This window comes from Streptomyces sp. NPDC088350, assembly GCF_044753545.1.
In the GTDB taxonomy this organism is placed as follows: Bacteria; Actinomycetota; Actinomycetes; order Streptomycetales; family Streptomycetaceae; genus Streptomyces.
Window position 1 is genome coordinate 54,329 of the sequence record NZ_JBIVNL010000018.1, and the last position, 19,342, is coordinate 73,670.

14 protein-coding genes are annotated in these 19,342 nt (G+C 69.1%); 7 read left to right on the plus strand and 7 right to left on the minus strand.

The annotated features are described in order from the left end of the window. Nucleotides 1–47 precede the first annotated feature (47 nt). Genes mtnB through ACIQBL_RS43630 form a run of 3 tightly spaced genes read right to left on the minus strand, consistent with a single transcriptional unit; the run spans nucleotide 48 to nucleotide 1,974 of the window. A complete protein-coding gene (gene mtnB, locus ACIQBL_RS43620; RefSeq protein WP_401953346.1) occupies nucleotides 48–656 on the minus strand; it encodes a methylthioribulose 1-phosphate dehydratase in 609 nt (202 codons plus the stop codon). Next, a complete protein-coding gene (gene mtnC, locus ACIQBL_RS43625; RefSeq protein ID WP_401953349.1) occupies nucleotides 653–1,378 on the minus strand; it encodes an acireductone synthase in 726 nt (241 codons plus the stop codon). The genes mtnB and mtnC overlap by 4 nt, the downstream gene beginning before the upstream one ends. Then, nucleotides 1,375–1,974, minus strand: a complete 600-nt coding sequence (locus ACIQBL_RS43630) for a 1,2-dihydroxy-3-keto-5-methylthiopentene dioxygenase (RefSeq protein ID WP_401953352.1) — start codon at nucleotides 1,972–1,974, stop codon at nucleotides 1,375–1,377. Before ACIQBL_RS43630 ends, mtnC begins: the two co-directional genes overlap by 4 nt. 539 nt (nucleotides 1,975–2,513) lie before the next feature. Here ACIQBL_RS43630 and ACIQBL_RS43635 point away from each other — a divergent pair. Genes ACIQBL_RS43635 through mtnK form a run of 4 tightly spaced genes read left to right on the plus strand, consistent with a single transcriptional unit; the run spans nucleotide 2,514 to nucleotide 7,391 of the window. Then, nucleotides 2,514–3,611 carry a substrate-binding domain-containing protein gene (locus tag ACIQBL_RS43635; RefSeq protein ID WP_401953355.1) on the plus strand — a complete coding sequence of 366 codons (1,098 nt, stop codon included), beginning with the start codon at nucleotides 2,514–2,516 and terminating at the stop codon, nucleotides 3,609–3,611. Beyond that, nucleotides 3,598–5,127 carry a sugar ABC transporter ATP-binding protein gene (locus ACIQBL_RS43640; protein WP_401953357.1) on the plus strand — a complete coding sequence of 510 codons (1,530 nt, stop codon included), beginning with the start codon at nucleotides 3,598–3,600 and terminating at the stop codon, nucleotides 5,125–5,127. Before ACIQBL_RS43635 ends, ACIQBL_RS43640 begins: the two co-directional genes overlap by 14 nt. A 25-nt stretch (nucleotides 5,128–5,152) precedes the next feature. Next, nucleotides 5,153–6,199 carry an ABC transporter permease gene (locus ACIQBL_RS43645; protein ID WP_401953360.1) on the plus strand — a complete coding sequence of 349 codons (1,047 nt, stop codon included), beginning with the start codon at nucleotides 5,153–5,155 and terminating at the stop codon, nucleotides 6,197–6,199. A gap of 22 nt (nucleotides 6,200–6,221) precedes the next feature. After that, nucleotides 6,222–7,391, plus strand: coding sequence for an S-methyl-5-thioribose kinase (gene mtnK, locus ACIQBL_RS43650; protein WP_401953363.1), 1,170 nt, complete (start codon nucleotides 6,222–6,224; stop codon nucleotides 7,389–7,391). 118 nt (nucleotides 7,392–7,509) lie between these two features. On the opposite strand, the gene ACIQBL_RS43655 is transcribed toward mtnK, so the two are convergent. The 4 genes from ACIQBL_RS43655 to ACIQBL_RS43670 all read right to left on the minus strand — a co-directional run bounded on the left by ACIQBL_RS43655 (nucleotide 7,510) and on the right by ACIQBL_RS43670 (nucleotide 12,681). After that, complete coding sequence (locus ACIQBL_RS43655; protein WP_401953366.1) at nucleotides 7,510–9,126, minus strand: FAD-dependent oxidoreductase; 1,617 nt, start codon at nucleotides 9,124–9,126, stop codon at nucleotides 7,510–7,512. Between the two features lie 9 nt (nucleotides 9,127–9,135). Further along, on the minus strand, nucleotides 9,136–10,674 hold the full coding sequence (gene glpK / locus ACIQBL_RS43660; protein ID WP_401953369.1) for a glycerol kinase GlpK: 1,539 nt from the start codon (nucleotides 10,672–10,674) through the stop codon (nucleotides 9,136–9,138). Between the two features lie 83 nt (nucleotides 10,675–10,757). Next, nucleotides 10,758–11,537: an MIP/aquaporin family protein gene (locus tag ACIQBL_RS43665; protein ID WP_401953372.1), complete on the minus strand. Its 780-nt coding sequence runs from the start codon at nucleotides 11,535–11,537 to the stop codon at nucleotides 10,758–10,760. A 379-nt stretch (nucleotides 11,538–11,916) separates the two neighbouring features. Then, complete coding sequence (locus ACIQBL_RS43670; protein ID WP_401953375.1) at nucleotides 11,917–12,681, minus strand: IclR family transcriptional regulator; 765 nt, start codon at nucleotides 12,679–12,681, stop codon at nucleotides 11,917–11,919. A 319-nt stretch (nucleotides 12,682–13,000) separates the two neighbouring features. Here ACIQBL_RS43670 and metH point away from each other — a divergent pair, with 319 nt between their 5' ends. The 3 genes from metH (at nucleotide 13,001) to ACIQBL_RS43685 (ending at nucleotide 19,337) form a co-directional block, all read left to right on the plus strand. Next, complete coding sequence (gene metH / locus ACIQBL_RS43675) at nucleotides 13,001–16,519, plus strand: methionine synthase (protein ID WP_401953378.1); 3,519 nt, start codon at nucleotides 13,001–13,003, stop codon at nucleotides 16,517–16,519. Nucleotides 16,520–16,617: 98 nt separating this feature from the next. After that, entirely contained in the window at nucleotides 16,618–17,313 is a 696-nt protein-coding gene (locus ACIQBL_RS43680) for an HAD family hydrolase (protein ID WP_401953380.1), read from the plus strand. Nucleotides 17,314–17,732: 419 nt separating this feature from the next. After that, complete coding sequence (locus tag ACIQBL_RS43685) at nucleotides 17,733–19,337, plus strand: ABC transporter substrate-binding protein (protein ID WP_401953383.1); 1,605 nt, start codon at nucleotides 17,733–17,735, stop codon at nucleotides 19,335–19,337. Nucleotides 19,338–19,342 lie beyond the last annotated feature (5 nt).

Genomic DNA, 19,342 nt, shown 5'->3' on the forward strand with positions numbered 1-19,342 from the left:
GAACTGCGCGACCAGCCCCCACCGGACCCGCGGTTCGAGCAGAGAGCTCAGCCCTGCGTCAGTTCCAACTCCAGCAGCCACTCCACCACTTCAGTGTGATGCCGCGCCTGACGAGGATCCGCCCCCCACACATACAACCCGTGCCCGGCGACGACAACGGCCGGCATCCGAGGATCCCGAGCCGCCTCCAGCCGATCCCCCAACACCTTCATGTCCTGGCTGTTGGCGATGACAGGCAAGGTCACCTCGACATCATGCGCAGGCTGACCGACACCCTTGAGCATCTCGACGTCCTTGAACACGATCCCGCCCGGCGCACGCCGCCCCATGGCGACGGACGCCACGGTGTGCACATGGACAACCGCCCCCGCACCGGTCAACGCGGCGACACGGGCGTGGAGTTCGGCCTCGGCGGACGGCTTGCCACCACGAACGGCGGCACCCTTCGAGTCCACCAACACCACATCGTCCGGAGTCAGTTCACCCTTGTCGTGCCCGCTGGCCGTCACCGCCAGCCGCAGGGGATCCCGGCCCACCACCACGGACAAGTTGCCGGAGGTCCCCCGCATCCAGCCGAACGAGGCGAAACGGGCGGACTCGGCGGCGAGTTGAGCCCCCGCCCCCCTCAGGCCGAGGTCACTGATCTCGCTGGTCACGTGGTGCTCCTTGAACTGGTGATGTCGATCTCGTCGAACGCCCCCGCCTGCGCGTGGTCGCCGACACCTTGCTCGAAATACGGCTCTCCCGGCCGCCGTACACCCACCGCGTGCCAGCCCGCGGCGACGGCCGCGTCCAGCTCGCCGGGCCGGTCGGAGAGGAAGAGTAGCCGGGACGGCTCGATGCCGGTCGCCGCCGCGATACGGCGGTACGACTCCGGTTCCTGCTTGGGCCCGGCGTTCTCCGTGTCGTAGAGCCCGGAGACGAGCGGCAGCAGATCGCCCTCGGGGCTGGACGTGAACCACGCCCGCTGCGCGGCCACAGAGCCGGACGAGTAGACGTACAGGCGCAGGCCCGCCGAGTGCCAGGCGCGCAGGGCCGGTACGACGTCGTCGTAGAAGTGCGAGACGAGGTCGCCGCGGGCGAAGCCCTCGGACCAGATGATGCCCTGGAGGGTCTTGAGGGGGGTGGCCTTGCGGTCCTCGTCGAGCCAGGAGTTGAGGGTCTTCTCGATCTGTACGGCGTCCGCGTCCGGGTCGCCGGTCAGCTCGCGGACCTGTGCGATCGCCCGGGACACGGCCGGATCGTCGGCCCGCCCGGTGAGCAGCGCGGCGAAGCGCGAGCGGGAGTACGGGTACAGCACGTCGACGACGAAACCCGTGGCGCTCGTGGTGCCCTCGATGTCGAGCACCACGGCGTCCACGTCGAACGGCGAACTCACGCGGCGGCCTTGTCCCGCTGGTAGCCCGCGTCGATCGTGTCGTAGTCGGGGAAGCGCGAGGCGATCGTCGAGCCGGTGAAGTTGCCGACCCAGCCGTCCTCCTCGTGGAAGAAGCGGATCGCGGTGAACGCGGGCCTGGTGCCCATGTCGAACCAGTGGGTGGTGCCGCGCGGCACGCCCAGCAGGTCGCCCTTCTCGCAGTAGACGGCGTGCACTTCGCCGTTGACGTGCAGGTAGAAGATGCCGGAGCCGGAGACGAAGAAGCGGACCTCGTCATCGTCGTCGTGCGTGTGCTCCTGGAGGAACTTCGCGCGGGCGCCCGCCGCCTTCGCCGGGTACTCCGGGTCGTCGCTGGGGTGCAGGCCGAGGACGTCGACGGTGGTGAAGCCCTCCTCGGCGTTCAGCTTGTCGATCTCCGGGCCGTAGGCGGCGAAGACGGTGTCGCTGTCGGCGTCGGCCGGGACGTCCTCGCGGATCGGCCACTGCTCGTAGCGCACACCGAGGGGGGCGAGCGCGGCGGCGATCTCGACGGGGTCGGCGGTGCGGCGCACGAGGGCCTCGGGGCCGGACTCGGACCAGGTGGTGAGCAGGGTCATGGGAGCAACTCCGGAAAGTGGGAGGGATGTCCGAATATCGAGACGGGCATCGGGCGGGCGGGAAGGAGAAGCGGAGGCGGCGGGGCGACGGCGGCGGCGAGCGGGTCAGCCGGGACAGCGTGCGTCGGGACAGCACCGTGTGCAGGTCATACATGGTGTCGTCGCGCGAAGTGTCGTCATCGGGGCCTCACTGTGCCGGGTCGGGAGCCGGTTCCTCGATGGTAACCGCCGCCGGTGAACGGACCCGGTGTGACGTAGTCGTTGTCTCACCTGCTGAGAAACCGCTTCCACCCCTTTGACCAATGGCCGAAATCATTCTCATGATCTGTTTATGAAGACGCTGCTGCTCGTGCGGCGGCTGTACGTGGACTTGCTCCGGTCGACCACAGCCAGCTGTCGCTGACCACATCCGGAGCCCCGCGAGCCCTTGGTGCCGCGGCCCACCACCCGTTCCGCGGTGGCTGATTCCCTTTCCCGTGCTCCGGGTCACGCATGCCCCCTTTCGTCCCTTCCGTACCACCTTGCACCTGGAGCTCCTCATGTCCCGCATTCGCGTCCCCCTCGCCGCGCTCTCACTCGCGTCCGTCTCCGCCCTCCTCCTCGCGGGCTGCTCCCAGTCCGGCGACGCGTCGAAGAGCACGGCCGACACCGCCGCCTCGGCCTCGGCCGCCACCGGCAAGAAGCCGGCGCCCTTCAGCAAGGGCACGGTCAAGGTGGCGCTCGTGCGGCAGAGCGGCGCCGGCGACTACTTCGAGCAGTGGGGCAACGGCGCCAAGGCGCAGGCCAAGGCCCTCGGCATCGACCTGACCGTGTACGACGCACAGGCCGACAACGCCAAGCAGGCCACCGACCTGTCCTCGGCGATCAACTCCGGCGCGCAGGCGATCATCGTCGACCACGGCTTCCCGTCCACGATCCAGCCCGAGATCGACCAGGCGGTGAAGAAGGGCATCAAGGTCGTCGTCTACGACGTCGACCAGACCAACAAGGCGGTCATCAGCACCGAGCAGGACGACGCGAGCATGGCGCAGGCCGTCCTCGACGTGATGGCCAAGACCGTCGGCAAGAACGCCAAGGTCGGCTACGTCAACGTCGCCGGCTACGCGGCCCTCGACAAGCGCGACTCCGTCTGGAAGTCCACGGTCGACGCCAACGGCTGGAAGCAGCAGTTCAAGGTCGGCAAGGTCACCGACTCCACGGCCACCGACAACGTTCCCCTGGTCTCCGCCGCGCTCACCCAGCACTCCGACGTGACGGGCGTCTTCGCCCCCTACGACGAACTGGCCAAGGGCACCGTCCTCGCCGTCCAGAACAAGAAGCTCCAGGACAAGGTGAAGGTCTTCGGCGCGGACGTCTCCAACGCCGACATCCAGAACATGACCGCCGCGAACAGCCCGTGGGTCGCCACGGCGGGCACGGACCCGTCGGCGGTCGGCGCGGCAGTCGTCCGTACGGCCGCCCTGGAGCTGGCCGGTCAGCTGAACAAGACCTCGGTCGACTTCCCGGCCGTCGCCATCACCCAGGACTTCCTGCGCAAGAACAAGATCGCGAACATGGACCAGCTGCGCGCGGCCCTGCCCGCCCTGAACCTGTCCAAGGTGAGCACCGCGGACTGGATCCCCAATGTCGCCCACTGACACGGCGGTCGACGCCGCGGTCTCTCTCCGCGACGTCAGCATGGCCTTCGGCGGCAAGACGGTGCTGGCCTCCGTCTCGCTCGACATCGCACCGGGCAGCGTGGTCGCGCTGCTCGGCGCGAACGGCGCCGGCAAGTCCACGCTGATCAAGATCCTGTCGGGCGTGCACACGGACCACGGCGGGGAGGTGCGGGTCGCCGGGGAGCCCGCAGCTCTCCAATCCCCGCTCGCCGCCCGGCAGTTGGGCATCCAGACGGTCCACCAGCGGATCGGTGAGGGCATCGTGCCCGGCCTGTCCGTCGCCGAGAACCTGGTCTTCGAGGAGCTGGCGCAGAAGCGCGGCAACCCGTTCCTGAACGGCCGCCGCGTCCTGGCCCGCGCCCGCGAGATCCAGGCCGCGCTCGAACTCGACTGGAGCGACGCCGTGTTGCGCCGCGACGTCACCGAGCTCGGCATCTCCGACCGCCAGTTGCTCATCCTCGCCCGCGCCCTCGCCACCCGCCCCCGGCTGCTCATCCTCGACGAACCCACCTCCGCCCTCTCCGCCGCCGAGGCGGAGCGGCTGTTCGCCCTCGTCGAGAGGATGCGCGACGACGGCATCGCGGTCCTCTACGTCTCCCACCGCCTCGGCGAGATCGACGCCCTCGCCGACCGCCTGGTCGTCCTGCGGGACGGCCGTCTCACCGAGGACCAGGTCAAGCCCTTCGACTGGGACAGCGCCCTGCGCGCGATGCTCGCCCAGGCCCACGAGGTGACGACGGCCCGCCCGCAGCGCACGGGCGAGCACGGCGACCCGGTCCTCACCCTGCACGGCGTCCACCTCTTCGAGGGCCGGGCGCCCCTGGACCTCGACCTCCGCGCCGGTGAAGTCACCGGTGTCGTAGGCCTGTTGGGCGCAGGCAAGACCGAGCTCGCCCGCGGCCTGTTCGGCGCCGAGCCCTTCGCCACCGGCACGGTCGCCCTCGACGGCAAGCCCTACGCGCCCCGCCGCCCGGCCGACGCGATCCGCGCCGGCGTCCACCTCGTCCCCGAGGACCGGCACGCCGACGCGCTCGTCCCCGGCTGGTCGGTGGCGCAGAACATCTCGCTGCCGTTCCTCAAGTCCCTGTCCCGGGCCGGACTCGTGAACACGGCCAGGGAGGACGCCCTCGGCCGCGAGACCATCGACGCCCTCGGTGTCGTCGCCCGCGACGAACACAGCACGGTCGAGGAACTCTCCGGCGGCAACCAGCAGAAGGTCGTCGTCGGCCGCTGGCTCGCGCACACCCCGCGCGTCCTCATCCTGGACGAGCCGTTCCGAGGCGTGGACATCGGCGCCCGCCGCGACATCGGCCGCCGCGCCCGCGCCCTCGCCACCGAAGGCGCGGCCGTCCTCGTCCTCTCCGCCGACGTGGACGAGGTCCTGGAGGTCGCCGACCGGGTCGTGGTGCTGTCGGCCGGTGAGGTGCACCTCGACGCGTACGGCGAAGCCGCGGAACGCGACCGCGTGATCCAGACCATCTCGGCGTCCGTGTGACCCCGGCCCACTCAGGAAGTACGCCATGACCACCACCCAGAGCCCCGAGACCGCACCGAAGGCGGCGGGCCGTCCCGCCGTCTCCACCGCCGTGCTCGTCCAGAACGCCGTCATCAAGTACGGCTTCATCTTCGTCACGGTCGTGCTCTTCCTGTACTTCGCGCTGACCGAGGGCTCCTTCCGCGAGTCGGCGACCCTGCTCGACACCCTCCGGTACGTCTCCGTCGCCGCGATCCTCGGCCTCGGGGTCACCCTCACCATGGCCGTCGGCGGAATGGACATGTCCGTCGGCGCGGTCGCCGGGCTCGGTGTCACCGTCGCGGCGAAGACGATGGTGACGTACAACCAGGTCGGCACGGTCGCGATCCTCGCCGTCATCGCGGCGGGCGCGCTGGCCGGACTCCTCAACGCCCTGCTGATCGTGGTCATGAAGATCCCCGACATGCTGGCCACCCTCGGCACCATGTTCGTCATCCAGGGCACCAAACTCATCCTGGTCGACGGCCAGTCCATCTCCGCCGGCATGACCCAGTCCGACGGCACGACCGCCCCCGGCAAGTTCACCGACGGCTTCCTGCGTATCGACCGCGGCACCCTCCTCGGCATCCCCATCTCGGTGGTGATCTTCGGCGCGCTGACGGTCATCGCCTGGGTGTTCCTGGCCCGCACCCGCTGGGGCCGCGTGCTGTACGCCATCGGCGCCAACCCCGAGGCCTCCCGTCTGGCGGGCATCCGCGTCGGCGCGTACCGGGCCCTCGCCTACGTCCTCTCCGGCGTCCTGGCTTCGATCGGCGGCCTGATCCTGGCGTCCCGGATCGGACAGGGCGACGTGAGCGCCGGTACCTCGCAGCTGCTGGAGGCGGTCGCCGTGGCACTGGTCGGCACCTCGGTGCTGGGCCGGGGCCGCCCGAACGTCTGGGGCACGGCCCTCGGTGCCGTCCTCATCGGCATCATCACCACCGGCCTGACCATCAAGGGCCTGCCGTACTACACCCAGGACGTCGTCGAGGGCGCGGTCCTCATCCTCGCCCTGGTCTTCAGCTTCACCCTGTCCAAGCGCCGCACCGCATAAGGAAGTTCGAGGAGTTCGTACGATGGGCTACCGCATCCTGGAGACCGACGACATCCCGGCGTACCTGCACGAGCGCGGCCACTGGGCGGACGTGACCGACATCCACGTCCGTGAGGTGTCGGACGGCAACATGAACCGGGTGTTCCTCGCGTCGAACGCCGACGGCAGCCACAGCCTCGCCGTCAAGCAGGCGCTGCCGTGGGTGCGGGTGGCCGGCCCCTCCTGGCCGATGAGCCCCGAGCGCGCCGACGCCGAGGCACGCGCGTACGAGCAGGTAGCCCGCGTCGCCCCCGACAAGATCCCGGCGATCCACGGCTACGACGCCGACAACTACGCCCTCGTCATGGAGGACATGTCCGACCTGGAGGTCCTGCGCACGGTCCTCAACGAGGGCGCGTCCTACGGCCCGGACACCTCGGCGCGGATCGGCGAGTTCGTCGCCCAACTCGCCTTCGCGACCAGCGACTTCGGCATGGCGTCCGCCGACCGCAAGGCGCTGATCGCGGCCTCGGTGAGCCCCGAGCTGTGCGAGATCACCGAGGACGTGGTGCTGTCCGAGCCGTACATCGAGCACGAACACAACCACTGGCTCCCGGAGTTGGCCGACCTTGCCGCTTCCTTCCGTGCCGACGCCCGCCTGCGCACCGAGGTCGCCGACCTCCGTTACACGTTCATGACCAGCGCGCAGGCCCTGCTCCACGGCGATCTGCACACCGGCAGTGTCATGGTCGGCGAGCGCGAAGGCACCCCGGTGGTACGGGTCTTCGACCCCGAGTTCTCCTTCGTCGGCCCGATCGGCTACGACCTCGGGCTGTACTGGGCCAACGTGCTGGTGTCGGAGGAACGGGCGCGCGCACTGGGCACGTTGTCCGACCACGGCGACCAACTCGGTTTGTCCTGGACGGCGTTCGAGACGGAGTTCCGCCGCCTGTGGCCTTCGAGGGTCGACACCTTCTTCGACGACGCGTACCTGGACCGCTTCCTGCGCAAGGTCTGGACGGAGTCACTGGGTTACGCAGGCACGGAAATCATCCGCAGAATCATCGGCTTCGCCCACCTGACGGACCTGACGACGTTGCCGGATCCAGTCCCGGCGTCCCGACGGTCACTGCTGCTGGGCCGCGAACTGATCGTGCGGCGTGGGGAGTTGAGCAACGTGGACGCTGTAGGAGCGGTAGTAGAGGCGCCCTGAAGGGGCGCGGGGAACTGCGCGACCAGCCCCCACAAACCCGCAGACGACATACAACGCATACGGCAAGCGAAAGGGGCGGCTCCTCCACCAAGGAACCGCCCCTTCAGCGTCGTACCGCCTACTTCTTGTCGAGCAGGTCCTGGACCTTCGCCCGGACCTCGTCCGTGGCCAGACCCCGGATCGTCAGGGTCGTGCGGCGGCGCAGGACGTCGTCCTGGGTCTCGGCCCACTCGTGGTCGCGGGCGTAGACGACCTGGGCCCAGATCTCGGGGGCGTCGGGGTGGACGCGCTGGCCCAACTCCGGGTTCTCGTTGGCCAGTCGGGCGATGTCGAAGGCCAACGAGCCGTAGTGCGTGGCCAGGTGCTTGGCCGTGTCGGCCGCCATGCGCGGGCCCGGCGCCGGGTTGTCGACGAGGAGACGGTGGGCGACCGCGCGCGGGTTGGCGACACCCGGCAGCGGGAGCTTCTTCGGGAGGGAGGAGATCGGCTCGAAGTCCTCGCCGAGGGGACGGCCGGGCAGCGCCTCCAGCTTCTGCATGACCGTACGGCCGATGTGCCGGAACGTCGTCCACTTGCCGCCCGCGACGGACAGCATGCCGCCCTTGCCCTCGGTCACCACCGTCTCGCGCTTGGCCTTCGCGGTGCTGCCGGGGCCGCCGGGCAGCACACGCAGACCGGCGAAGGAGTACGTGATCAGGTCACGGGAGAGCTGCTGGTCCCGGACGGAGAACGCGGCCTCGTCCAGGATCTGGGATATGTCCTTCTCGGTGACCGCGACGTCCGCCGGGTCGCCCTCGTACTCCTCGTCGGTGGTGCCGAGGAGCAGCATGTCCTCCCAGGGGAGGGCGAAGGTGATGCGGTACTTGTCGATGGGGGTCGCCAGTGCGGCCTTCCAGGGTGCCGTCCGCTTCAGGACCAGGTGCGCGCCCTTGGACAGGCGGATGGACGGCGCCGCGTTCGGGTCCTCCATCTTGCGCAGGTGGTCGACCCACGGGCCGGTCGCGTTGAGCACCAGGCGGGCGCTCACACCGAACTCGTCGCCGGAGGTCGTGTCGCGCAGCTCCGCGCCGGTCACCCGGCCCTGGGTGAAGCGCAGGCCGGTGACCGCGGCGTGGTTGAGGACGACCGCGCCCGCCTCGACGGCCGCGCGGACCGTCATCAGCGCCATGCGCGCGTCGTTCATCTGGTCGTCGCCGTACACGGCGACGGCCTTGAGGTTCTGGGTGCGCAGCTCGGGCACGTCCTGCGCCGCCTTGGCGGGGGACAGGAGGTGGCCGACGCCGTCGCCGAACGCGGAGAGCGCGGAGTAGGCGAAGACGCCCGCCCCGAGCTTCGCCGCACCGTGCGGACCGCCCTTGTACACGGGGAGGTAGAACGTGAGCGGGTTCGCCAGGTGGGGGGCCACCTGGCGGGACACCGCACGGCGTTCGAAGTGGTTCTCCGCCACCAGCTTCACCGCGCCGGTCTGCAGATAGCGCAGACCGCCGTGGAGGAGCTTGGAGGAGGCGGAAGAGGTGGCACCGGCGAAGTCGCCGGCGTCGACCAGGGCCACCCGCAGCCCGGACTGCGCGGCGTGCCAGGCGGTGGAGATGCCCAGGATGCCGCCGCCGATGACGAGGAGGTCGTACGTCGCCTTGGAGAGCTGCTCCCGGGTCTCGGCCCGGCTCGGGTTCGAGCCGGAGGCCGGGTGCGTACCGAGGGCAGGCACGGACTGCAGGGTGGACTTAACGGTCATGTGGGGTTCTTACTCCTCGTCCTCGAGCCAGCCCATGGTCCGCTCGACGGCCTTGAGCCAGCTCTTGTACTCACGGTCGCGCTTCTCCGCGGCCATGTTGGGGGTCCACTCGGCGGCCCGGCGCCAGTTGGCACGCAGGTCGTCGGTGCTGGTCCAGAAGCCGACGGCGAGACCGGCGGCGTAGGCGGCGCCGAGGCAGGTGGTCTCGGCGACCATCGGGCGCACCACGGGGGCGTCCACGAAGTCGGAGAGCGTCTGCATCAGCAGGTTGTTGGAGGTCATGCCGCCGTCGACCTTGATCGCCGCGAGCTCGACGCCGGAGTCCTTCGTCATGGCGTCGGTGATCTCACGGGTCTGCCAGGCCGTGGCCTCCAGGACGGCGCGCGCGAGGTGCGCCTTGGTGACGTACCGGGTCAGACCGGCGATCACACCGCGGGCGTCGGAGCGCCAGTACGGGGCGAACAGACCGGAGAAGGCCGGCACGAAGTAGGCGCCGCCGTTGTCCTCGACCGTGAGCGCGAGCGTCTCGATCTCGGCGGCGGTGGAGATGAGGCCCATCTGGTCGCGCATCCACTGCACCAGCGAACCGGTGACGGCGATCGAGCCTTCGAGGGCGTAGACCGCCTTCTGGTCGCCGATGCGGTAGCCGACCGTGGTGAGCAGGCCGTTGTACGAGTTGACCGGCTTCTCGCCGGTGTTCATCAGCAGGAAGGTGCCGGTGCCGTACGTCGACTTGGCCTCGCCCTCGGCGAAACAGGTCTGGCCGAACAGGGCCGCCTGCTGGTCGCCGAGCGCGGAGGCGACCGGGATGCCGCCGAGCACGTCGCCGAGACGGCCGCCGGTGACCTCGCCGTAGACCTCGGCGGAGGAACGGATCTCGGGCAGCATGTTCAGCGGGACGCCGATGGACTCGGCGATCTTCTCGTCCCACTCCATGGTGTGCAGGTTCATCAGCATGGTGCGGGAGGCGTTGGTGACGTCGGTGACGTGCTTGCCGCCGTTCACACCGCCGGTCAGGTTCCAGATGACCCAGCTGTCCATGGTGCCGAAGAGGATGTCGCCCGCCTCGGCACGCTCCCGCAGGCCCTCGACGTTGTCGAGCAGCCAGCGGGCCTTCGGTCCTGCGAAGTACGAGGCGAGGGGGAGGCCCGTCTCGCGGCGGAAGCGGTCCTGGCCGACGTTGCGGCCCAGCTCCTTGCAGAGCGCGTCGGTGCGGGTGTCCTGCCAGACGATGGCGTTGTGGACGGGCTCACCGGTGTTCTTGTCCCACAGCAGCGTGGTCTCGCGCTGGTTGGTGATGCCGATGGCCTTGATGTCGTCGCGGGTGATGCCGGCCTTCTCGATGGCGGAGGCGACGACTTCCTGGACGTTGGTCCAGATCTCGGTGGCGTTGTGCTCGACCCAGCCCGGCTTCGGGAAGATCTGCTCGTGCTCCTTCTGGTCGACGGAGACGATACGGCCGTCCCGGTCGAAGACGATGCAGCGGCTGGAGGTCGTGCCCTGGTCGATGGCCGCGATGAACGGTCCGGCGGTGTGCGCGTCGGTCACTGTGTGCTCCTGAGGGGTTCCGTGGTCATGAGGACTGGTTCTACTGCTGCTTCAGTGCTCGGAGGTCCGGTTCTCATCCGGTTCTAAGCAAAGGCGACGTTGTAGAGTCCCGCAGCGATCGCGCCGCCGATCAGCGGACCGACCACCGGGATCCAGGCGTAGCTCCAGTCGGAGCCGCCCTTGTTGGGCAGCGGCAGGAGCGAGTGCACGATGCGCGGGCCCAGGTCACGGGCCGGGTTGATCGCGTAGCCGGTCGGGCCGCCGAGCGACAGACCGATGGCGACGACCACGAACGAGGTGATCAGGGCGCCCAGGACGCCGAGGCCGTTGCCCTTGTCGTTCAGACCCTGCGTCAGGATGGCGAGGATCAGGACGACGGTGCCGATGATCTCGGTGGCGAGGTTCTGCACCACGTTCCGGATCTCGGGGCCGGTGGAGAAGATGCCCAGGACGGGTCCCGCGCCCTTCTCCTGAGCCTCCACGGACTTGGCCGCCGGGTCGCCGACGATGTCCTTGTCCGTGAGGTGGGCCTGGAACTGGCCGTAGTAGGCCACCCAGACCAGGGTCGCGCCGATCATGGCGCCGAGCAGCTGCCCGGCCCAGTAGATCGGGACGTTGTCCCAGCCACCGTCCTTGATCGCGAGTGCGAGTGTCACGGCCGGGTTGAGGTGGGCACCGGAGAGCGGTGCCGAGATGTACACGGCCGTCATGACGGCGAAACCCCACCCGAAGGCGATGGCGAGCCAGCCGGCGGCACGGGCCTTTGAGGCCTTCAGCGTGACGGCGGCGCAGACGCCACCGCCCAGCAGGATGAGTACGGCGGTACCTATGGTCTCGCCGATGAAGATGTCGGAGCTGGACACCCGCGACTCCTTTGTCCTTCGTCCAGGGAAGCCGAACCCCGGGTCCCGCCGGGGGTTCGTGCGCCCTCGGGGGTGAGAGCGATGCCGGCCTTTGGCGTTGCCACACTCTAGCGCGTATTGCCGGTAGGTGTTCGACAATGCCGACCGATGGACGGGAGTCTTGCTCCGGGGTTACGGGCGCGTCAAGAGTGCTGTTATCGAAAACACGATCGTTATTGATTGCTGTGGGCTATCGATCCCGCGGTCGATGCGGACGGCTGTCAGGCGGACACCGTGTGTGGTGATTTGGCGTTTTAGCCGACTTTGTCACTCAGGGTACGACTGATACCTGAACGTCCGCATGACGTCCCGGTGGGTTCCCCCTGTGAATCCGCTGAGCTCAGAACCGCCCGGCGCCGAGATCCCGCGACACCGCGCGGGCGCAGTCCCGTACCGCGGCGATCAGCTCGGGGCGCAGCTCGCCCTCCCGGCACAGCCGCTCCACGGCCCCGGTGATCCCGACCGCGCCGACCGGCATGCGCCGCCGGTCGTGGATGGGCGCGGCGATCGACGCGACGCCCTCCCAGGTCTCCTCGACGTCGGCCGCGTATCCACGCGCGCGCGTGACGTCGAGGATGTGCTCGAAGTCGGCCAGGTCGGACACCGTGCGCTCGGTGAAGGGCTTGCGGTCGGCCTCCAGGGCCTCGCTGTGCGCGACCGGGTCGTAGGCCGACAGCACCTTGCCCAGAGCCGTGGAGTGGAGCGGCTGCATGGCGCCGATCTCCAGGACCTGCCGGCTGTCGTCGGGGCGGAAGACGTGGTGCACGATCAGGACGCCCTGCTGGTGCAGGACGCCCAGGTGCACGCTCTCGCCGCTGGAGCGGGCCAGGTCGTCCGTCCACACCAGGGCGCGGGCCCGCAGCTCGTGGACGTCGAGATAGGTGGTGCCCAGGCGCAGCAGTTCGGCGCCCAGCTGATAGCGCCCGGAGGCGTCGTCCTGCTCGACGAAGCCCTCCTGCTGGAGGGTGCGCAGGATGCCGTGGGCCGTGCCCTTGGCGAGACCCAGCGACGAGGCGATGTCCGAGAGGCCGAGCCGTCGCTCGCCGCCCGCGAGCAGGCGCAGCATCGCGGCCGCCCGTTCGAGCGACTGGATGTTCCGTGCCATCGCCGTACTGCCTCCGTCCCGTTCGACCGTCGACGCGCGACGTCGCTGCCGCCGTTCGGCAATGTCGAACACTACCGGTCCATGCCGACCTCTCGCTAATGGTCGGTCAATACCTGTTACGTCATCCGTTACGTCGTCCGTCGCGAGAACCTAGACGGCGTCGACCCGCCCGTCACCCCGGTCCGCCTCATGGACGTTCCGACATCCTCCCGCCCCGCCCCGTTACCCTGGCGACGTGCACGCTCCCCGGGGAGTTCCGTGAGAGGTTCCCGGGGAAGCCGCAGAAGCCGACAGCCGTCGCACTCCAGGGAGCCCCTTCATGGCCTCGTCGCCACTGACCCCTTCTGCCGACAGCCGGACCCGTGTGTCCGCGCTCCGAGAGGCACTCGCCACCCGTGTGGTGGTCGCCGACGGAGCCATGGGCACCATGCTCCAGGCGCAGGAGCCCACGCTCGACGACTTCGAGAATCTCGAAGGCTGCAACGAGATCCTGAACATCACCCGCCCGGACATCGTCCGTTCGGTCCACGAGGAGTACTTCGGCGCGGGTGTCGACTGCGTCGAGACGAACACCTTCGGCGCCAACCACTCCGCGATGGCCGAGTACGACATCGCCGACCGCGTCTACGAACTCTCCGAGTCCGGCGCCCGCATCGCCCGCGAGACCGCCGACGACTTCGGCGCCCGCGACGGCCGCCAGCGCTGGGTCCTCGGCTCCATCGGCCCCGGCACCAAGCTGCCCACCCTCGGCCACATCGGCTACGCCACCCTCCGCGACGGCTTCCAGGCGAACGCCGAGGGCCTCCTCGCGGGCGGCGCCGACGCCCTGATCGTCGAGACCACCCAGGACCTCCTCCAGACCAAGTCGTCGATCCTGGGCGCCCGTCGCGCCATGGAGGCGACCGGCGTCGACGTCCCCCTGCTGGTCTCCATGGCCTTCGAGACCACCGGCACCATGCTCCTCGGCTCCGAGATCGGCGCCGCGCTCACCGCGCTGGAACCCCTCGGCATCGACATGATCGGCCTGAACTGCTCGACCGGCCCCGCCGAGATGAGCGAGCACCTGCGCTATCTGGCCCGCCACTCCCGCACCCCGCTGCTGTGCATGCCGAACGCGGGCCTGCCCATCCTCACCAAGGACGGCGCCCACTTCCCGCTCGACCCGGAGGGCCTGGCCGACGCGCAGGAGCACTTCGTCCGCGACTACGGCCTGAACCTGGTCGGCGGCTGCTGCGGCACCACCCCCGAGCACCTGCGCCAGCTCGTCGAGCGGGTCCGCGAGGCCACGCCCACCGAGCGTCACCCGCAGCCCGAGCCGGGTGCCGCCTCCCTCTACCAGACGGTCCCGTTCCGCCAGGACACCGCCTACATGGCGATCGGCGAGCGCACCAACGCCAACGGCTCGAAGAAGTTCCGCGAGGCCATGCTGGACGCCCGCTGGGACGACTGCGTGGAGATGGCCCGCGACCAGATCCGCGAGGGCGCCCACATGCTGGACCTCTGCGTGGACTACGTGGGCCGCGACGGCGTCGCCGACATGGAGGAACTGGCCGGCCGCTTCGCCACCGCCTCCACGCTGCCCATCGTCCTGGACTCCACCGAAGTCCCGGTCATCCGGGCCGGGTTGGAGAAGCTCGGTGGACGCGCGGTCATCAACTCCGTCAACTACGAGGACGGCGACGGCCCCGAGTCCCGCTTCGCGAAGGTCACCAGGCTGGCGCAGGAGCACGGCGCCGCGCTCATCGCCCTGACCATCGACGAGGAGGGCCAGGCCCGCACCCCGGAGCACAAGGTCGCCATCGCCGAGCGGCTCATCGAGGACCTCACGACGAACTGGGGCATCCACGAGTCGGACATCCTCATCGACACCCTGACCTTCACCATCTGCACCGGCCAGGAGGAGTCCCGCGGCGACGGCGTCGCCACCATCGAGGCCATCCGCCGCCTCAAGGCCCGCCACCCGGACGTCCAGACCACGCTCGGCCTCTCCAACATCTCCTTCGGCCTCAACCCGGCCGCCCGCGTCCTGCTCAACTCCGTCTTCCTCGACGAGTGCGTCAAGGCGGGCCTCGACTCGGCGATCGTGCACGCCTCGAAGATCCTCCCGATCGCCCGCTTCACCGAGGAAGAGGTCCAGACGGCCCTCGACCTGGTCTACGACCGCCGCCGCGAGGGCTACGACCCGCTCCAGAAGCTGATGGCCCTCTTCGAGGGCGCCACCACCAAGTCCCGGACGGCGGGCCGCGCCGAGGAGCTGGCCGCCCTCCCGCTGGACGAGCGGCTCAAGCGGCGGATCATCGACGGCGAGAAGAACGGCCTGGAGACCGACCTCGCCGAGGCGTTGCAGACCCGCCCCGCCCTGGACATCGTCAACGAGACGCTCCTGGACGGCATGAAGGTCGTCGGCGAACTGTTCGGCTCCGGACAGATGCAGCTGCCGTTCGTGCTCCAGTCCGCCGAGGTCATGAAGACCGCGGTCGCCTATCTGGAGCCGCACATGGAGAAGTCGGACGCCGAGGGCAAGGGCACCATCGTGCTTGCCACCGTGCGCGGCGACGTCCATGACATCGGCAAGAACCTCGTCGACATCATCCTGTCCAACAACGGCTACAACGTCGTCAACCTCGGCATCAAGCAGCCGGTCTCCGCGATCCTGGAAGCCGCCGAGGAGCACCGCGCCGACGTCATCGGCATGTCGGGTCTCCTGGTCAAGTCCACGGTGATCATGAAGGAGAACCTCCAGGAGCTCAACCAGCGCAAGATGGCCGCCGACTACCCGGTCATCCTCGGCGGCGCCGCCCTCACGAGGGCGTACGTCGAGCAGGACCTGCACGAGATCTACGAGGGCGAAGTCCGCTACGCCCGCGACGCGTTCGAGGGCCTGCGCCTCATGGACGCCCTGATCGGCGTCAAGCGGGGCGTGCCCGGCGCGAAGCTGCCCGAGCTCAAGCAGCGCCGGGTACGGGCGACGACGGCCGTCACAGAGGCCGAGGAGCGCCCCGAGGAGGGCCACGTCCGCTCCGACGTGGCCGTCGACAACCCGATCCCGACTCCGCCGTTCCGCGGCACCCGGGTCATCAAGGGCATCCAGCTCAAGGAGTACGCGTCCTGGCTCGACGAGGGCGCCCTCTTCAAGGGCCAGTGGGGCCTCAAGCAGGCCCGCACGGGCGACGGACCGACGTACGAGGAACTGGTCGAGACCGAGGGCCGCCCCCGGCTGCGCGGGCTGCTGGACCGGCTCCAGACCGACAACCTCCTCGAAGCGGCCGTCGTCTACGGCTACTTCCCCTGCGTGTCCAAGGACGACGACCTGATCGTCCTCGACGACCAGGGCAACGAGCGCACCCGGTTCACCTTCCCGCGCCAGCGCCGGGGCCGCCGCCTCTGTCTGGCCGACTTCTTCCGCCCGGAGGAGTCCGGCGAGACCGACGTCGTCGGCTTCCAGATCGTCACCGTCGGCAACCGCATCGGCGAGGAGACCGCCAAGCTCTTCGAGGCCAACTCCTACCGCGACTACCTCGAACTGCACGGCCTGTCCGTCCAGTTGGCCGAGGCCCTCGCCGAGTACTGGCACGCGCGCGTGCGTGCCGAGCTGGGTTTCGCCGGCGAGGACCCCGCCGACGTCGAGGACATGTTCGCCCTCAAGTACCGGGGCGCCCGCTTCTCCCTCGGCTACGGCGCCTGCCCCGACCTGGAGGACCGCGCCAAGATCGCCGACCTGCTGGAGCCCGAGCGCATCGGCGTCCACCTGTCCGAGGAGTTCCAGCTGCACCCGGAGCAGTCCACGGACGCGATCGTCATCCACCACCCCGAGGCGAAGTACTTCAACGCACGTTGATCGGATAAGTCGTACACTGGTCGGTCCACCGCAGGCCGGTCGCCCTTGTTGGTATCAGGGGCGGCCGGCCTGATCGTCCCTCAAGGAGGTGCGCCAGGATGACCAGCACGGTCCCCGCGCTCGGAACCCGTACGGCCGAAGGCTCAGCACTGCAGGCCGTACTCCTCGACATGGACGGCACCCTGGTGGACACCGAGGGGTTCTGGTGGGACGTCGAGGTCGAGGTCTTCGCCGCCCTCGGACACACCCTCGACGACTCCTGGCGCCATGTCGTGGTCGGCGGCCCCATGACCCGCAGCGCCGGGTTCCTGATCGAGGCGACCGGAGCCGACATCACCCTCGCCGAGCTGTCCGTCCTGCTCAACGCGGGCTTCGAGGACCGCATCGGGCGGGCCCTGCCGCTGATGCCGGGCGCCGCCAGACTCCTGGCCGAACTCTCGGAGTACGAGATCCCCACGGCCCTGGTCTCCGCCTCGCACCGGCGCATCATCGACCGCGTCCTGGCCGCGCTCGGCCCCCAGCACTTCGCGCTGACGATCGCCGGCGACGAGGTGGCGCGCACCAAGCCGTACCCCGACCCGTATCTGCTCGCCGCCGCCGGACTCGGCGTCGACCCGGCCCGCTGCGCGGTCGTCGAGGACACCGCGACCGGTGTCGCGGCGGCGGAGGCGGCGGGCTGCCTGGTGGTGGCCGTGCCGTCCGTGGCCCCCATCGCCCCGGCCGCCCGGCGCACCGTCGTGACCTCCCTGGAAGTCGTCGACCTGGCATTTCTGCGGGGACTGATGGCGGACTGATGACGGAAATGCGCCAGGTGTTCACCGAGCGTGCAAAGTCCAATGGGAAAGGAATTCGGACTTGGTCGACGGGTCGAATTCCGGTACTCACCAACCGAGTTGACGCATGTGAGGTTCACCACGTGCAGGAGGGTCGACATCGCGGTCACCCTGTGCTGTTCACCCCATTTCTGAGGCCGATCACGCACCCTTGTGTCCCGATTGGTGAAACGCTGCACTAATCCTTCCCTCGGCGGGTTTTCGGTGCGTCCGCACCCGGTTCCGCTGCGTGATGGGAACTCGACTACGGTGACTGCGGACCCCTGTGCAGGTGCGGACTAATCTCGACCCGAGAACATCGCCCTTGCCCCCGTGATCGGCAACACCACCCCATGTATGCCGGGTACACGGAATCGAAACAGCTCTGGAGAAACTCGAGCATGAACCGCAAGACTTTGGTGCTGCCGGCCGTCGCCGGCCTGCTCGTGCCGGTGCTCGCCGCCTGTGGCGGTTCCGGCAGCGGCAGTTCCAGCGGCGATGCGATAGTCGTCGGCACCACGGACCGGTTCGAGGCGACGAAGGACGCTCCGGCGCCGCTCGACCCCGCCTACGCCTACGACGTCGGCACCTGGAACATCCTGCGCCAGACCATACAAACGCTGATGATCCAGCCCAAGGGCGAGGGCGACCCGGTGCCCGAGGCCGCCGAGAAGTGCGGCTTCACCGACACCGGCAACGAGCGCTACGCCTGCACCCTGCGCGACGGCCTGAAGTTCGCCAACGGCAACAAGATCACCGCGCAAGATGTGAAGTACTCCATCGACCGCGCGATGCGCATCAAGGCCGACAGCGGTGTGTTCGCCCTGCTGTCCACCGTCGACACCGTCGAGACCCAGGGCGACCGCGAGGTCATCTTCCACCTCAAGACGGCCGACGCCACCTTCCCGTACAAGCTGTCCACTCCCGTCGCCGGCATCGTGAACCCGGACGACTACGAGAAGGGCAAGCTGCGCGACGGCTTCGAGGTGGACGGCTCCGGCCCGTACACCCTCTCGGTCAACAAGAAGGGCGACGCGATCACGACGGCCACCTTCACCAAGAACCCCAATTACAAGGGGACTTTGAAGGTGAACAACAGCAAGGTCGAGATGCGTTCGTTCGACGACGCCACCGCCATGGGCACCGCCCTGAGCAAGGGTGACATCGACGTCATGACGCGCACCATGTCGCCTGAGCAGATCGAGAAGCTCGGCGCCGACACGGGCGGCAACGTCGACCTCGTCGAGATGCCCGGCCTCGAGATCCGCTATCTGGCCTTCAACACCGCCGCGGCGACCGTCAAGACGAAGGCCGTACGCGAGGCGATGGCCCAGGTCATCGACCGCGGCGAACTCGTCTCCAAGGTCTACGGCACCGAGGCCGAGCCGCTCTACTCCCTGGTCCCGGCGACCATCACCGGTCACTCGAACTCGTTCTTCAACAAGTACGGCGACCCGAGCGTCACCAAGGCCAAGACCCTGATGACCAAGGCCGGCATCACCACCCCGGTGAAGCTGACCCTGCACTACACCACGGACCACTACGGCCCGGCCACCAAGGACGAGTTCGAGCAGCTCCAGAAGCAGCTCAACGCCAGCGGCCTGTTCGACGTCTCCATCAAGGGCACGCCCTGGTCGACGTTCCGCCAGGCCGAGCAGAAGGGCCAGTACGACGTCTACGGGATGGGCTGGTTCCCCGACTTCCCCGACGCCGACAACTACCTCGCGCCCTTCCTCGACAAGGACAACACCCTCGGCTCGCCGTACGCCAACACCGAGATCATCGACACGCTGATCCCGGAGTCCCGCCGTGAGGCCGACCGGCTCGCCGCCTCCAAGAGCCTCACGACCATCCAGGACATCGTCGCCAGGGACGTCCCGATCATCCCGCTGTGGCAGGGCAAGCAGTACGTCGCCGCCCGCAACGACGTCACGGGCACCGCGTACGTGCTCAACTCCTCCTCGACCCTCCAGCTCTGGGAGCTGGGCCGAGGCGTCGGCAACTGACAGCC

Bases quoted from the DNA above. Each gene is read 5' to 3' on its own strand.
- ACIQBL_RS43635 (WP_401953355.1), top strand. From the start codon at position 2,514: ATGTCCCGCATTCGCGTCCCCCTCGCCGCGCTCTCACTCGCGTCCGTC.
- mtnK (WP_401953363.1), top strand. From the start codon at position 6,222: ATGGGCTACCGCATCCTGGAGACCGACGACATCCCGGCGTACCTGCAC.
- ACIQBL_RS43645 (WP_401953360.1), top strand. From the start codon at position 5,153: ATGACCACCACCCAGAGCCCCGAGACCGCACCGAAGGCGGCGGGCCGT.
- ACIQBL_RS43670 (WP_401953375.1), bottom strand. From the start codon at position 12,681: ATGGCACGGAACATCCAGTCGCTCGAACGGGCGGCCGCGATGCTGCGC.
- ACIQBL_RS43640 (WP_401953357.1), top strand. From the start codon at position 3,598: ATGTCGCCCACTGACACGGCGGTCGACGCCGCGGTCTCTCTCCGCGAC.
- ACIQBL_RS43680 (WP_401953380.1), top strand. From the start codon at position 16,618: ATGACCAGCACGGTCCCCGCGCTCGGAACCCGTACGGCCGAAGGCTCA.
- ACIQBL_RS43630 (WP_401953352.1), bottom strand. From the start codon at position 1,974: ATGACCCTGCTCACCACCTGGTCCGAGTCCGGCCCCGAGGCCCTCGTG.
- metH (WP_401953378.1), top strand. From the start codon at position 13,001: ATGGCCTCGTCGCCACTGACCCCTTCTGCCGACAGCCGGACCCGTGTG.
- ACIQBL_RS43685 (WP_401953383.1), top strand. From the start codon at position 17,733: ATGAACCGCAAGACTTTGGTGCTGCCGGCCGTCGCCGGCCTGCTCGTG.
- ACIQBL_RS43655 (WP_401953366.1), bottom strand. From the start codon at position 9,126: ATGACCGTTAAGTCCACCCTGCAGTCCGTGCCTGCCCTCGGTACGCAC.